Origin of the sequence: Janthinobacterium sp. SUN073 (assembly GCF_030397665.1) — a bacterium.
GTDB lineage: Bacteria > Pseudomonadota > Gammaproteobacteria > Burkholderiales > Burkholderiaceae_D > Janthinobacterium.
On the sequence record NZ_JAPUBT010000001.1, the window covers coordinates 198620 to 213252 of the forward strand.

Here is a 14633-nt window from a genome sequence, read left to right on the forward strand (position 1 = left end):
TCCCCTCCCGAATCTACAAGGCGTACAACTGGCCAATGCGAGCTGGATCAAGGCCGATGCGCAAAGCGGCATCTACCTTGATGCAGCACAAACGCGGCGCAAAAAAACCGCCAGGGCTTGCGCGCTGGCGGTTGTTGAGCATGCGGCCAAGGCCGCACTCAGGCGAACCTGAAGGAAATTAAGCGGCTGGCGCTTCGTTGCCTTCAGCAGCTTTCATCGACAGTTTCAGACGACCGCGGTCATCCGTTTCCAGCACTTTGACGCGGACCAGCTGGCCTTCTTTCAGGTAATCGGCCACGGCGTTGACGCGTTCGTTGGCGATCTGGCTGATGTGCAGCAAGCCGTCTTTGCCTGGCATGACTTGCACGATGGCGCCGAAGTCCAGCAGTTTCAGCACGGTGCCTTCGTAGGTCTTGCCCACTTCGACGGAGGCCGTCAGTTCTTCGATGCGGCGCTTGGCTTCCTGGCCGGCAGCGGCGTCGACGGAAGCGATGGTGACCACGCCTTCGTCGCTGATGTCGATCTGGGTGCCCGTCTCTTCGGTCAGCGCGCGAATCACGGCGCCGCCCTTGCCGATCACGTCACGGATTTTTTCCGGGTTGATCTTGATGGTGATCAGACGCGGTGCGAAATCGGACAGTTCGGTTTTGACGTGCGGCATGGCTTTTTGCATTTCGCCCAGGATGTGCTCGCGGCCTTCCTTGGCTTGCGCCAGTGCCACTTGCATGATTTCCTTGGTGATGCCCATGATCTTGATGTCCATCTGCAGCGCCGTGATACCGTTGCGGGTACCGGCTACCTTGAAGTCCATGTCGCCCAGGTGATCTTCGTCGCCCAGGATGTCGGACAGCACGGCAAACTTGCCGCCTTCCTTGATCAGGCCCATGGCGATACCGGCCACGTGTTCTTTCATCGGCACGCCGGCGTCCATCAGTGCCAGGCAGCCACCGCACACCGAAGCCATCGACGAAGAACCGTTCGATTCCGTGATTTCCGATACCAGGCGCACCGAGTAGCTGAACTCTTCAGCTGCTGGCAGGGCGGCGATCAGCGCGCGCTTGGCCAGGCGGCCGTGGCCGATTTCGCGGCGTTTTGGCGTACCGACACGGCCCGTTTCGCCGGTGGCGAACGGAGGCATGTTGTAATGCAGCATGAACGAATCGGTGAACTCGCCCATCAGCGCATCGATCTTCTGGCTGTCGCGGGCGGTGCCCAGGGTAGCGACGACCAGCGCCTGCGTTTCGCCGCGCGTGAACAGGGCCGAACCGTGGGTGCGTGGCAGCACGCTGGTGCGGATCGAGATCGGACGCACGGTGCGCGTGTCGCGGCCGTCGATGCGTGGCTCGCCGTCGAGGATTTGCGTACGCACGATTTTCGCTTCGATGTCGAACAGGATGTTGTTCACTTCGGCGCTGTCGATGGACGCGCCACCGTTGGCGGCGGCTTCAGCCGACAGATCGGCGATCACTTCCGACGTCGCCGCTTTCAGCTTGGCCGTACGCTCTTGCTTGTCCTTGGTTTGATACGCGTCATTGATCTTGGCGTTGGCGAAATGCGCGACGCGGGCGATCAGTGCTTCGTTTTTCGGCGCAGGCGCCCATTCCACTTCCGGCTTGCCGCCGTCACGCACCAGGTCGTGAATCGCGTCGATGACGACTTTCATCTGGTCGTGGCCGAAGACCACGGCGCCCAGCATGATTTCTTCGGACAGTTGTTTCGCTTCGGATTCGACCATCAGTACGGCCGTTTCGGTACCGGCGACCACCAGGTCCATTTCCGACGTTTTCAGTTGCTGGACGGTCGGGTTCAGGATGTACTGGCCATTCGCGTAACCGACGCGCGCAGCGCCGATAGGGCCGCTGAAAGGCACGCCCGATACGCACAGGGCAGCCGATGCGCCGATCATGGCGGCGATGTCCGGATCGATTTCAGGATTGACCGACAACACGTGAATGATGACTTGCACTTCATTCAGGTAGCCTTCCGGAAACAGCGGACGGATAGGACGGTCGATCAAACGGGATGTCAGTGTTTCTTTTTCGGAAGGACGGCCTTCGCGCTTGAAAAAACCGCCCGGGATTTTACCGGCAGCATAGGTTTTTTCAACATAATCAACCGTCAAAGGGAAGAAATCCTGGCCTGGTTTGGCATCTTTGCGTGCCACTACCGTTGCCAGCACGACGGTATCTTCGATCGACACCAGCACTGCGCCGGATGCCTGACGTGCGATTTCGCCGGTTTCCAGGGTCACTTGATGTTGACCGTACTGGAAGGTTTTCGTAACTTTGTTAAACATGGGGTATCCCTTTTCTAATTGCCGACAGATTTTCAGGGGCTGTCGTTCACCTCACCACAGGCGGTGGAAAAACCGTTGCCGCCTTTACTACTTTACTTTTAAAACATGATATCGGTAAGAGAATACTTTACTTACAGACATAAATCCGGAATTCAAATGACAAAATGCCCGCGTCAGCGAACTGGCGCAGGCATTTCTGTATAAACCTTGTGCGGCAAAAATTACTTGCGCAGACCAAGTTTAGCGATCAGGTCGCGATAACGGGTAGCGTCTTTCGACTTCAGGTACGACAACAGGCTCTTACGACGGTTGACCATCATGATCAGGCCGCGGCGGGAGTGGTGATCTTTCGAGTGGGCTTTGAAGTGGCCGTTCAGTTCGTTGATGCGAGCTGTCAGCAGTGCAACTTGCACTTCAGGGGAGCCGGTGTCGTTTTGACCACGTGCGTTGTCCGCGATGATAGCGGCTTTGTTGATGTTTTCTACTGTCATGATAAACCTTTCACATGCGGTGCACAGAGTCTGAACCCTATCCACCGTGAACTACGATTATTAAAATACTGGTCTATGCTTACAACCAGACGCGCAAGTATATCGGAAAAATGCCCGCCTGTATCCTGCCGTGCGCTCTTTTCTCGGCGCATGATAGGATTTTCCCGCATTTCAGGAGGACAAACATGAAAAAACTGCTCAAATTAGCAACGCCTGTGCTGCTGGCCACGCTGGCCGGCTGCGCCAGCTGGAACGTTCCTCCGCCCCAGCCAGGCGAAGCGCGCGCCGCCGTGGAAGCGCGCCTGGGCCGTCCTACGGCCATCTACCAGCTGGCCACGGGCCCGGAACTGGAATACGCCACGGGGCCGTACGGCCAGTACACGTATATGGCGCGCTTCGGCCCCGACGACAAACTCATTTCTTACGAGCAAGTCCTCGACACGCCGGGCTTTGCCCGCATCAAGGTGGGCATGTCGACCCAGCAAGACGTGCTGCACACCCTGGGCCGCCCGACGGAAACATCGTACCTGTCTCTGCCGAAACTGCACGTCTGGTCCTACCGCTACAAGGAATCGGGCGTGTGGGATTCCATGATGCACGTGCACTTCGACCACGACGGCATCGTGCGCATGATGATGAACGGGCCCGATCCGGACAAGGAAGAGCGCCGGTTTTTCTGGTGAAGACAGCCTTATGGCTGGGGATCGATGCGCTCATCCTTGGCATGCAGTTTGTTGAGCGCCGACAAATACGCCTTGGCCGACGCGACGATGATGTCGGGGTCGGCGCCCACGCCGTTGACGATGCGTCCGTCGCGCGACAATCGCATCGTCACTTCGCCCTGCGACTGCGTGCCCGTGCTGATGGCATTGACGGAGAATAAGACCAGTTCCGCGCCGCTGGCGGCCGCGCTTTCGATCGCGTTGACGGTGGCGTCGACGGGGCCATCGCCCCGCCCTTCGCAGCTGCGCTGCACGCCGCCGACGAGAAACTCTACGCGCGCGTGCGGCACGGCGCCCGTCGTCGATTGCTGCGCCAGGGAAATGAAACGGTAGTGCTCACTCTCCTGCGCCTGCTGCTCTTCGCTGACGAGGGCCATGATGTCTTCATCGAAAATCTCGGATTTCCGGTCCGCCAGTTCCTTGAAGCGCAGGAAGGCGGCGTTGACTTCCGCTTCCGACTCCAGCGCGATGCCCAGCTCGTGCAGCCGCTGCTTGAAGGCGTTGCGGCCCGACAATTTACCCAGGACGATCTTGTTGGCGGTCCAGCCCACGTCTTCGGCGCGCATGATTTCATACGTCTCGCGCGCCTTTAAAATGCCGTCCTGGTGGATGCCGGACGCGTGCGCAAAGGCGTTCGCACCCACGACGGCCTTGTTCGGCTGCACGGCAAAGCCCGTGATCTGCGACACCATTTTGGAGGCCGCCACGATTTGCGTCGTATCGATACCCACCGTCAAGTTGTAATACGCGGCGCGCGTGCGCAGCGCCATCACCACCTCTTCCAGCGCCGTGTTGCCGGCCCGCTCGCCAAGACCATTGACGGTACACTCGATCTGCCGCGCGCCGCCTATCATGACGCCGGCCAGCGAATTGGCCACGGCCAGGCCCAGATCGTTATGACAATGGACGGACCAGATGGCCTTATCCGAGTTCGGGATGCGCTCGCGCAAACGCTTGATGGTATTGCCGAAAATCTCGGGCACGGCGTAGCCCACCGTATCGGGGAAATTGATGGTGGTGGCGCCCTCGGCGATCACGGCTTCCAGCACGCGGCAGAGGAAATCTTCGTCCGAGCGGCTGCCGTCTTCGGGGCTGAATTCGATGTCGTCCGTGAACTGGCGCGCGTAGCGCACGGCGTTCTGCGCCTGCGTAAGCACTTGCTCGGGCGTCATGCGCAGCTTCATCTGCATATGCAGGGGCGAGGTGGCGATGAAAGTGTGGATGCGCTTGCGCTCGGCCGGCTGCAGCGCTTCGGCGGCGCGGGCGATGTCGCGGTCGTTGGCGCGCGACAGCGAGCAGATGGTGGACTCGCGCACGGCACCGGCAATCGCCCGTATCGACTCGAAATCGCCCTGCGAGGCGGCGGCGAAGCCCGCTTCGATCACGTCGACCTTCATGCGCTCAAGCTGCTTGGCGATGCGCAGCTTTTCCTCGCGCGTCATGGAGGCGCCCGGCGATTGCTCGCCGTCGCGCAAGGTGGTGTCAAAAATGATGAGTCGGTTGCTGGTGTTCATGGCTGCTCCTGGCTGGCTGAAAACTGGCGACGCTACCGACTCAGCGCATTAATGCTCGGGGTCGGTCTGGATGATGCTGACGGGCTTGCCCTTCGCCATGCGCCAGAAAAACACGGCGTAGCCGGACAGGCCATAGGCGACGAAAATCGGGAACAGCACTTTCGGCGGGTCGATGGAAATGAGCGCGAAGAACAATGCCAGCAGGAATACCACGATGAAGGGCACGGACTTGCGGAAATTCACATCCTTGAAGCTGTAGAACGGTACATTCGTGACCATGGTCAGGCCGGCGAACAGGGCGATCGTCCACGAGACCCAGGCCAGCTGGTTGCCGGCAAATTCCAGGTCGTTCATCAGCAGGATGAAGCCGGCCACCATGGCCGCCGCCGCCGGGCTGGGCAAGCCCTGGAAGAAGCGCTTGTCGACCACGGCGATGTTCGTGTTGAAGCGGGCCAGGCGCAAGGCGGCGCCGGCGCAATACACGAAGGCGGCCAGCCAGCCCAACTTGCCCATGCCGCGCAGCGACCATTCATAGATCACCAGCGCGGGCGCAGCGCCGAACGACACCATATCGGACAGGCTGTCGTACTGGGCGCCGAATTCGCTCTGCGTATTCGTCAGGCGCGCGATGCGGCCATCGAGGCCGTCGAGGATCATGGCAATGAAGATGGCCCAGGCCGCGTGTTCGAATTTCTGGTTCATGGCCATGACGATGGCGTAGAAGCCGCAAAACAGGGCTGCCGTCGTGAAGGCGTTCGGCAACAGATAGATGCCGCGGCGGCGCAAGGTTTTCTTGCCAGTGCCATCGGTCACCGGCTGTCGCACGAATTTGCTGAAGCGGGACGCTTTGGATACTGCGGGAGTGCCGTTCTTGCCTCTACGACGGGGGAAGTTTGCCATGTTGTTCCATATCTTGTGTGCTGCGGGGGATTCGGTGCCAGATGGCAGGCGCATTCGTCTCGCGGCATGCGCCTGCCGATGTTGCCATTATAGAGGAGCCACCGCCAAAGAAAAGTGCGGCGGCGTCAAGCTGGCAATATTGACGCTTGTTCAAACATTATTTGAACTTGATCTTGGCCACCAGGCCCATGTTGAGGGTCGTTTCGCCCGGCTCGAAGCTCGGTTCGGCGACCTGGTTGCCGCCATAGCCCATGGAGTCGGCGCTCATGGCGCGTGCACCAGCCATATTGGCGCGCTGCGCGTAGTTGCCCGAACCTTCGAAATCGATGGTGTCGATCACGGCGTCATTGACGTTGCGGCCCATGGCGCCGGCGATGGCGGCCACGCGCTCGTTGAGGTTCCTGTAGGCGGCGGCGATGCGCTGGTCGTCGAGCTTGCGGATGGTGGCGGGCGCCAGGCCGAAGTTCAAACGGTTCAGGGTCAGCACGCCTTGCGCTGCGGAAACTGTTTTCGGCAAGGCGGCCAGATTCGTCGTCGTCACCTGCAGATACTGGCCCACTCGCCAGCCCGTCGGTACGCGTGGCTTGGCGACGACGCCCGGCGGCAAGGGCGCCGTTTCCGGGTACACGGCGTACGTGTAGTAACCCTGGGTCTTCAGCACGGCTTGCGGATCGGCTTTCTTGACGATGGCCGCGCCCTGGTTCATCTTCTGGTTCACGCGCGAGGCGGCGGCGGCCTTGTCCTTGTCCTGCTCTTCGATGGCCAGGGTGACGGTCACCTGGTCGTTCGCATGCACCACTTCACCATTCGCGGGCACCACCACGAGGGTGCCAGAGGTGGGCAAGGCCTGGGCGTGTGCGCCCAGGGCAACGGTAGCGACGGCGGCAGCCAACAGCGATTTCATGACGGTCATGGTGTTCTCCTGGAAAATAATGGGGCAAAAACAACCATGGGGCCAACAGCCCCATGATTTTTTAACACATGTTAACGCGGAAATGTTTCCACGTTGACGAGCTTACTCGCACTTACTTGAACTTGACCTTGCCGACGACACGCATGTCGAGCGTCGTTTCACCCGGTTCGAAGCTCGGCTCGGCGACGACACTGCTGTCTTCGGCCATCTTGGCGCTGCGCATCATCATCGGCGCGGCGGCAGGACGGCTTTCCGTGGCGTAGTTGCCCGAACCTTCGAAGTCCACCGTATCGAGCACGGCGTCGGAGACGTTGCGGCCCATGGCCTTGGCGATGGCGGCCACGCGCTCATTGAGGTTTTTGTACGTGGCGGCGATACGCTGGTCATCCAGCAGGCGGATGGTTTCCGGCTTCAGGCCAAAATTCAAGCCGTTCAGGGTCAGCACGCCTTGCGCCGCCGATACTGTTTTTGGCAAGGTCGCCAGGTTGGCCGTCGTCACTTCCAGGTACTGGCCGACTCGCCAGGCCGTCGGCAAACGTGGCTTGGCCACGGCGCCAGCCGGCAATGGGCGCTCTTCCGGATACACGGGATAGGTGTAATAGCCGTACGATTTCAGCGCTGCCGACGGGTCGGCTTGCTTGACGATGGCGATGCCCTTGTTCATCTTCTGGTTGACTCTCGACGCGGCGGCGGCCTTGTCCTTGTCCTGTTCTTCGACGGCCAGGGTAGCGACCACCTGGTCGTTGACATGCTTGACTTCGCCAAATGCGGGGACGACCACCAGGGTGCCGGAAGTTGGCAAGGTTTGCGCTTGCGCGCTCAGGGCAACGGTGGCTGCGGCGGCAACAAGGATGGATTTCATCACGGTCATGGGGGTACTCCTAGGTAGTTAATATGGCTGACAGCCTGCGAAAGGGACGCTTTTGCCATCCCTTTCGCCTGAGAAACTTGTCAAACTGTGTAGATTCTAACGCCTCGTTCATTCCCGTGGCGCAAATTAACAAATCCTCACAAAATGCGCTTCCCAGTCACATCTGCTCACATTTCAACACATTGATATTCAAAATAACAGTGTTGTTAGTGACCTATGACCGCGCCGCCGCTGCGCCGGCCCGGCTTGAAACTGTGGCGGTGCGCGCACCAGGCGATAGTCAACGCCACCAGCAGCAAGGCCAGCATGGCCCACGGGAACGATGCCGCGCCATAGCCGTCGAGCAGCATGCCGCCCGCCAGGCCGCCGCCCGCGATGGCCACATTCCAGATGGTCGCCACCATCGCCTGCGCCACATCCATGCCGTCGCCGGCCGCGTCCGCCGACGCCGTCTGCAGCAAGGTGCCGGCGCCGCCGAAGGTGATACCCCAGATGGCCATGCTGACATAGATGACGATAGGGGAGTCCATCGCCAGGCCCAGCGCCACCACCACCAGGGCAAAGGCGGCGATGCAGCCCAGCACGAGCGGGCGCAGCCAGCGGTCGATCAGCTGGCTGACCAGCCAGATGCCGGCCAGCGAACCCACGCCATACACGAGCAGCACCAGGTCGATGCGGGGGCGCAAGCCAGACGGCGCCAGGAACGGTGCGATATACGTATATAAAATATTATGCGCCAGCATCCAGGCGACGATCACAAACAGAATCGGCCGCACGCCCGGCGTCACGAACACCTGGCGTATCGACAGCCGTTCGCCACTCTTTTGCCCCGGATAATCGGGCACGACCAGCAACACCCACGCGACCAGCACCACGGCCATGCCGGACATGATGCCAAAGATGCTGCGCCAGCCCAGCACGCCGCCCATCAGGGTACCCAGCGGTACGCCCAGCGACAGGGCCAGCGGCGTGCCGATCATGGCAATGGCCATCGCCCTGCCCTGCTGCTCGGGACGCACCATGCGGCGCGCATAGCCTGCCATCAAGCCCCAGGCCAGCCCGGCGGCCATGCCCGTCACGAAGCGCGCGACCAGGGCGACGGTGTAGTTGGGCGCCAGGGCCGTCGCCGTATTGAAGATCAGGAAGCCGATGATGGCCAGCAACAAGACATTGCGCCGGCGCCAGGTGCTGGTGAGCGCCGTCAGGGGAATCGCCGTCAGGATGGAGCCGATGGCGTACACGGTCACCAGCTGACCCGTCATGACTTCGGAAATGCCGAGGTCCTTGGCAATCTGCGGCAGCAAGCCGGCCGGCAAGGTTTCCGACAGGAGGGCAAGAAACGCCGTCATGGCCAGGGCCAGCAAGGCCAGGATGGGAATGGAAGAGTCAACAGCAGCCTGCGAGGGCGCCGTGGCGGTGATACGGTCAGTCATGGGGGGTCCTTCTACTTGCGCAAGCGGCTAAATAACTAGCGCCTGGCGTGCGACAAAAGCGGTGATGCGCGTTGCGGTCGGCAGATACCGAAACAGATGCAGTCCATAGGAAACTGCAAAGGAAGGGCGGGATTATATAGGAGACGAGCGAAAAACGTGCGTGCTCAAACAACCGTGCTCAAGCTGCCGTCATGCAGGCATCGTTGGCCGCCTTGCGTGGCGAAAACCAGGCATTCGATTTCGGACTGTACAGCAAGGCGCAGATGACGGCGAACGTGAGCGCGCCAGGCAAGACGTTCATTTTGACCGGCAAGGTCGCCAGGCAGAGTGCAATGTCGATCACGCCCCACACCAGATACACAGTGCGCGCGCCACGCTGCCTTTGCAGCATGGCCAGCGCTGCCACCAGGTTAATGCCCATGCTAAACATCAAAATCGCGTACTGCACCTCGGCGGGAATCACGCTGCGCCCCATTCCGGCCAGCATGGCGGGATCGTTGCGGCCGAGGTAAGCCGACACCAGCGCCGACAGCGAACCGATGACCAGAAACCAGCAGCTGATGGCAACCGAGACGGGGCGCTTGACGACATGCAGATTGCCGACAAAAACTTTAGAAAAAACAAGCATGGTGCTCACGGTTTGGTTGAATGGCCCTGATTGTAATAAAAAAAGCCGGCTTGCGCCGGCTTCTTCGTGGAACGACAGCTGCTTAGTTTTTCGACTGGTCAACCATCTTGTTCTTGGCGATCCAAGGCATCATGGCGCGCAGTTTGGCGCCCACTTCTTCGATCGGGTGCTCGGACGTCAGGCGGCGGCGCGAGATCAGGGTCGGTGCGCCTGCCTTGTTTTCCAGGATGAAGCTCTTCGCGTATTCGCCCGTTTGGATGTCTTTCAGGCATTGACGCATCGCATCCTTGGTGGCCGAGGTCACAACCTTAGGACCGGTCACGTATTCGCCGTATTCGGCGTTGTTCGAGATCGAGTAGTTCATGTTGGCGATGCCGCCTTCATAGATCAGGTCGACGATCAGTTTCAGTTCGTGCAAGCACTCGAAATACGCCATTTCAGGAGCGTAACCGGCTTCCGTCAGGGTTTCGAAACCGGCCTTGATCAGTTCCACGGCGCCGCCGCACAGCACGGCTTGTTCGCCGAACAAATCCGTTTCGGTTTCTTCACGGAAATTCGTTTCGATGATGCCGGCACGGCCGCCACCGTTGGCCGAGGCGTACGACAGGGCGATATCGCGGGCGATGCCCGATTTGTCCTGGTACACGGCGATCAGGTGGGGCACGCCGCCACCCTGGGTGTAGGTGGCGCGCACGGTATGGCCCGGGGCTTTCGGTGCGACCATGATCACGTCCAGGTCGGCGCGTGGCACGACTTGGCCGTAATGCACGTTGAAGCCGTGGGCGAAGGCCAGCACGGCGCCCTGCTTCGCGAACGGGGCGATGTTTTCGTTGTAGACCTGGGCGATGTTTTCATCCGGCAGCAAGATCATGATGACGTCGGCCGCTTTCACGGCGTCGTTGACTTCCGCCACTTTCAGGCCGGCTTGCTCGACCTTGGTCCACGAAGCGCCGCCCTTGCGCAGGCCGACGGTGACGTTGACGCCCGAATCGTTCAGGTTTTGCGCGTGCGCGTGGCCTTGCGAACCGTAGCCGATGATGGCAACGTTTTTGCCTTTGATCAAGGAGAGGTCAGCGTCTTTGTCGTAAAAAACTTTCATGGTATTTCCTATAATTTGATGATGCATTGTTGTTTTAAATGCGGCCCGTGGGCCGCGTAGTGCTGCTGTGTACTTTTATACTTTGAGGATGCGTTCGCCGCGGCCGATGCCGGAACCACCCGTGCGGACGGTTTCCAGGATGGAGGCGCGGTCGATCGAGTCGATGAACGCGTCGAGCTTGACCTTGTTGCCGGTCAGTTCGATCGTGTACGTCTTTTCGGTGACATCGATGATGCGGCCACGGAAGATATCGGCGGTACGCTTCATTTCCTCGCGCTCCTTGCCAACGGCACGGACCTTGATCAGCATCAACTCGCGTTCGATATGCTGGCCTTCGGTCAGGTCAACCACCTTCACCACTTCAATCAGACGATTCAGGTGCTTGGTGATCTGCTCGATGATATCGTCCGAGCCGCTGGTGACGATGGTCATGCGCGACAGGGTCGAGTCTTCCGTCGGCGCCACCGTCAAGGTTTCGATGTTGTAGCCGCGTGCCGAGAACAGGCCCACCACGCGCGACAGGGCACCCGCTTCGTTTTCCAGCAAGACAGAAATAATATGGCGCATGATTAGAGATCCTCCGAACCGAGCATCATTTCGGACAGGCCTTTGCCGGCTTTCACCATGGGCCACACGTTTTCGGACTGGTCGGTAATGAAATTCATGAATACCAGCCTGTCTTTCATGCCAAACGCCTCTTTCAGGGCGCCGTCGACGTCGCCCGGTTTTTCAATTTTCATGCCCACGTGGCCGTATGCTTCAGCCAGCCTTTCGAAGTCGGGCAGCGAATCCATGTACGACTCGGAATAACGCGAACCGTAATCGATTTCCTGCCACTGGCGCACCATGCCGAGGAAACGGTTGTTGAGCATGATGATCTTCGGCGTCAGGTGGTACTGCTTGCACGTGGCGAGTTCCTGGATGCACATCTGGATCGAGCCTTCGCCGGTGATGCAGGCAACGGTGGCGTCCGGATTGGCCATCTGCACGCCCATGGCGTACGGCAAGCCGACCCCCATGGTGCCCAGGCCGCCGGAATTGATCCAGCGGCGCGGCTTGTCGAAGCCATAGTATTGCGCCGCCCACATCTGGTGCTGGCCCACGTCGGACGTGATGAAGGCGTCGCCCTTGGTGATCTGGAACACTTTTTCCACCACCGATTGCGGCTTGATGACCAGGTCGGAAGTCGGGTACTTCAGGCATTCGCGGCCACGCCATTCGGCGATCTGCTTCCACCAGTTACTCAATGCATTGACGTTCGGCTTGGCTTCGGCCGCGTCCAGCTGCGCGAGGAACTCGATCAGCACGTCCTTGACGTTGCCGACGATGGGGATATCGACCTTGACGCGCTTGGAAATCGACGATGGATCGATGTCCACGTGGATGATCTTGCGCGGATGCGAGGCGAAATGTTTCGGGTTGCCGATCACGCGGTCATCGAAACGGGCGCCGATGGCGATCAGCACGTCGCAATTTTGCATCGCCATGTTCGCTTCGTAGGTGCCGTGCATGCCGGGCATGCCGACATACTGCTCGCTCGAGGCGCGGTAGCCGCCCAGGCCCATCAAGGTATTGGTGCACGGGAAACCCAGGCGGTCGACCAGCTTGTTCAGCTCGGGAGCCGCATTCGCCAGGATCACGCCGCCGCCCGTGTAGATCATCGGGCGTTCGGCTTGCAGCAACAGCTGCACGGCCTTGCGGATCTGGCCCGAGTGCCCCTTGTCGACGGGACGGTAGGAACGCATCTCGACTTCCTTCGGATAGTCGAAATGGCATTTGTGCATGCTGATATCCTTGGGGATATCGACCAGCACGGGTCCCGGACGGCCGGTACGGGCGATGAAGAAGGCTTTCTTGATCGTCGCTGCCAGGTCCTTGACGTCCTTGACGAGGAAGTTGTGCTTGACCACGGGGCGGGTGATGCCGACCGTGTCGCATTCCTGGAACGCATCCTGCCCGATGGCGTGGCTCGGCACCTGGCCGGAGATCACCACCATGGGAATCGAGTCCATGTACGCGGTCGACAGGCCCGTGACGGCATTCGTGACGCCCGGACCGGACGTGACGATGGCGACACCGACTTTGTTCGAGCTGCGCGAATAGGCATCGGCGGCGTGGATCGCGGCCTGCTCGTGGCGTACCAGGATATGCTGGAATTTGTTTTGCTGGAAGATGGCGTCGTAGATGTAGAGTACGGCTCCGCCCGGGTATCCAAAGACGTGCTCGACGCCCTCTTCAGCCAGACAGCGCACGACAATTTCTGCGCCGGTAATTGGTCCTGCTGCTGCTTCGGTATTCATGAAACATTCCTTTCAAGGTCCATTGGAGATTGATCGGATGTTCTTTCCTGACGAAGTTCGCTGTGCGCGACAGTGCTCCTGCTTCCCTTTTCATGCGGTCACGCAATTTCTTTGGGCACCCATAGATACCTTACAAAACAACGCTTAACGCAACTCGTTTGGCCGGAGTTTCTGTGGCGCCTGTACGAACCGCTCGCGCTTGTGGCACGGGTTAGAACAAACTGCCTACAAATGAAAGCGCGTCTTGCCGCGGATGGCCTTGTGTGCCGGTCGCGACCTGACCATAGGGCTTTGGGGTGTTCAAAGCGTCCCATACGTTATCGCGTTGCACCATTATGGTCAAGGAAAATGTCAGCCTCGCTGCATTTTTGCTCGCACGACGTGCAAAAACCCTGCGGAAACGCACATTTTTTGCTAGCATGCACGGGGTTGCAAAAAGCATACCCGCCCCCATTTCGCCCACCGCACCCGCAGCCGCTAAGATCCCCATACCGCATGGCAACAGACAAAGAATTATCCGACTTTCTAGAAAATGTCGAGCGGCGCGCTTTCAAGCAAGCCGCCTACGCGGTCCGCAAGGAAGAATCGGCACTCGACATCGTGCAGGATGCCATGATCAAGCTGGCCGAAAAATACGGCGACAAGCCGGCCGCCGAGCTGCCGATGCTGTTCCAGCGCATCTTGCAGAACACCATCCTTGATTATTTCCGCCGAGAAAAAGTTCGCAACACCTGGGTCAGCCTCTTCTCCGGCATGAAGCCCTCGGGCGACGAGCATGAAGATTTTGATATACTTGACACGTATGAATCGGAACAGGGCAGCAGCGCCGCCGAATCGTCGGCCGACCAGGTCGAACGCGCGCAAATGCTTGATTTGATTGATGCAGAGGTACAAAAACTGCCGTCACGTCAACGCGAAGCCTTCCTCATGCGTTACTGGCAGGACATGGATGTGGCTGAAACAGCGGAAGCGATGGGTTGCTCCGAAGGTAGCGTGAAAACACATTGCTCTAGAGCTACCCACACGCTCGCCGAATCGCTGAAAGCCAAGGGAATAAAATTATGAACACCGACGATCTCAATTTCGCTTACAAAGTGCGCCATGCACTGAACGAAAAACTCGACGACCTGCCCGCATCGGCCACCGATCGCCTGGCAGCGGCACGCAAGCTGGCCCTGTCGCGCAAGAAGGCGGACGCGCCCGCCGCCGTTGCCGTGCGCAAGGACGTGTTCGCCGGCATCGCCAGCAGCCTGTTTGTCGAGCCGCTGTCGTGGCTGGGCCGCATGAGCGTGATCATCCCGCTGCTGCTGCTGGTCGGCGGCCTGGTGGGCATCTATCAGTTCGAGCAGGAACAACATATTGCCGAACTGGCAGAAATCGACGCCGCCGTGCTGTCGGACGAATTGCCGCTCTCCGCCTACATGGACCATGGCTTCAACGCCTACCTGACGAAACGCGAGCAATAA

At 59.7% G+C, this 14633-nt stretch carries 14 protein-coding genes; 3 read left to right on the forward strand and 11 right to left on the reverse strand.

Features of this window, described 5'->3' with window-relative positions:
* Window positions 1-178: 178 nt before the first annotated feature.
* Window positions 179-2296: a polyribonucleotide nucleotidyltransferase gene (gene pnp / locus O0882_RS00975; protein WP_071076349.1), complete on the reverse strand. Its 2118-nt coding sequence runs from the start codon at window positions 2294-2296 to the stop codon at window positions 179-181.
* Window positions 2297-2517: 221 nt separating this feature from the next.
* Window positions 2518-2787 carry a 30S ribosomal protein S15 gene (gene rpsO / locus O0882_RS00980; RefSeq protein WP_071076969.1) on the reverse strand — a complete coding sequence of 90 codons (270 nt, stop codon included), beginning with the start codon at window positions 2785-2787 and terminating at the stop codon, window positions 2518-2520.
* Between the two features lie 185 nt (window positions 2788-2972).
* Here rpsO and bamE point away from each other — a divergent pair, with 185 nt between their 5' ends.
* On the forward strand, window positions 2973-3470 hold the full coding sequence (gene bamE, locus O0882_RS00985; RefSeq protein WP_289944603.1) for an outer membrane protein assembly factor BamE: 498 nt from the start codon (window positions 2973-2975) through the stop codon (window positions 3468-3470).
* A gap of 8 nt (window positions 3471-3478) precedes the next feature.
* Here bamE and O0882_RS00990 read toward each other — a convergent pair whose 3' ends face one another.
* The 9 genes from O0882_RS00990 to O0882_RS01030 all read right to left on the reverse strand — a co-directional run bounded on the left by O0882_RS00990 (window position 3479) and on the right by O0882_RS01030 (window position 13167).
* The gene (locus O0882_RS00990) at window positions 3479-5023 is read right to left on the reverse strand and encodes a 2-isopropylmalate synthase (RefSeq protein ID WP_289944605.1); all 1545 of its coding nucleotides are present in this window, start codon (window positions 5021-5023) and stop codon (window positions 3479-3481) included.
* 48 nt (window positions 5024-5071) lie between these two features.
* Window positions 5072-5923: a CDP-diacylglycerol--serine O-phosphatidyltransferase gene (pssA, locus tag O0882_RS00995; protein WP_289944607.1), complete on the reverse strand. Its 852-nt coding sequence runs from the start codon at window positions 5921-5923 to the stop codon at window positions 5072-5074.
* 157 nt (window positions 5924-6080) lie between these two features.
* A complete protein-coding gene (locus O0882_RS01000; RefSeq protein WP_289944609.1) occupies window positions 6081-6836 on the reverse strand; it encodes an SIMPL domain-containing protein in 756 nt (251 codons plus the stop codon).
* 112 nt (window positions 6837-6948) lie between these two features.
* Window positions 6949-7707: an SIMPL domain-containing protein gene (locus tag O0882_RS01005; protein ID WP_289944611.1), complete on the reverse strand. Its 759-nt coding sequence runs from the start codon at window positions 7705-7707 to the stop codon at window positions 6949-6951.
* A gap of 206 nt (window positions 7708-7913) precedes the next feature.
* Window positions 7914-9140, reverse strand: a complete 1227-nt coding sequence (locus O0882_RS01010; RefSeq protein WP_289944613.1) for an MFS transporter — start codon at window positions 9138-9140, stop codon at window positions 7914-7916.
* A 178-nt stretch (window positions 9141-9318) separates the two neighbouring features.
* Window positions 9319-9768, reverse strand: coding sequence for a hypothetical protein (locus O0882_RS01015; protein WP_289944616.1), 450 nt, complete (start codon window positions 9766-9768; stop codon window positions 9319-9321).
* A gap of 82 nt (window positions 9769-9850) precedes the next feature.
* Window positions 9851-10867, reverse strand: coding sequence for a ketol-acid reductoisomerase (ilvC, locus tag O0882_RS01020; protein WP_096236700.1), 1017 nt, complete (start codon window positions 10865-10867; stop codon window positions 9851-9853).
* 75 nt (window positions 10868-10942) lie between these two features.
* Window positions 10943-11434, reverse strand: a complete 492-nt coding sequence (gene ilvN, locus O0882_RS01025; RefSeq protein ID WP_071076341.1) for an acetolactate synthase small subunit — start codon at window positions 11432-11434, stop codon at window positions 10943-10945.
* 2 nt (window positions 11435-11436) lie between these two features.
* Window positions 11437-13167 carry an acetolactate synthase 3 catalytic subunit gene (locus tag O0882_RS01030; protein WP_100873806.1) on the reverse strand — a complete coding sequence of 577 codons (1731 nt, stop codon included), beginning with the start codon at window positions 13165-13167 and terminating at the stop codon, window positions 11437-11439.
* Between the two features lie 495 nt (window positions 13168-13662).
* Between O0882_RS01030 and O0882_RS01035 the strand changes: the two genes are divergently transcribed.
* Together O0882_RS01035 and O0882_RS01040 are read left to right on the forward strand one after the other, a co-directional pair.
* A complete protein-coding gene (locus O0882_RS01035) occupies window positions 13663-14232 on the forward strand; it encodes an RNA polymerase sigma factor (protein WP_034750048.1) in 570 nt (189 codons plus the stop codon).
* Complete coding sequence (locus O0882_RS01040) at window positions 14229-14633, forward strand: DUF3619 family protein (protein WP_035820561.1); 405 nt, start codon at window positions 14229-14231, stop codon at window positions 14631-14633. Before O0882_RS01035 ends, O0882_RS01040 begins: the two co-directional genes overlap by 4 nt.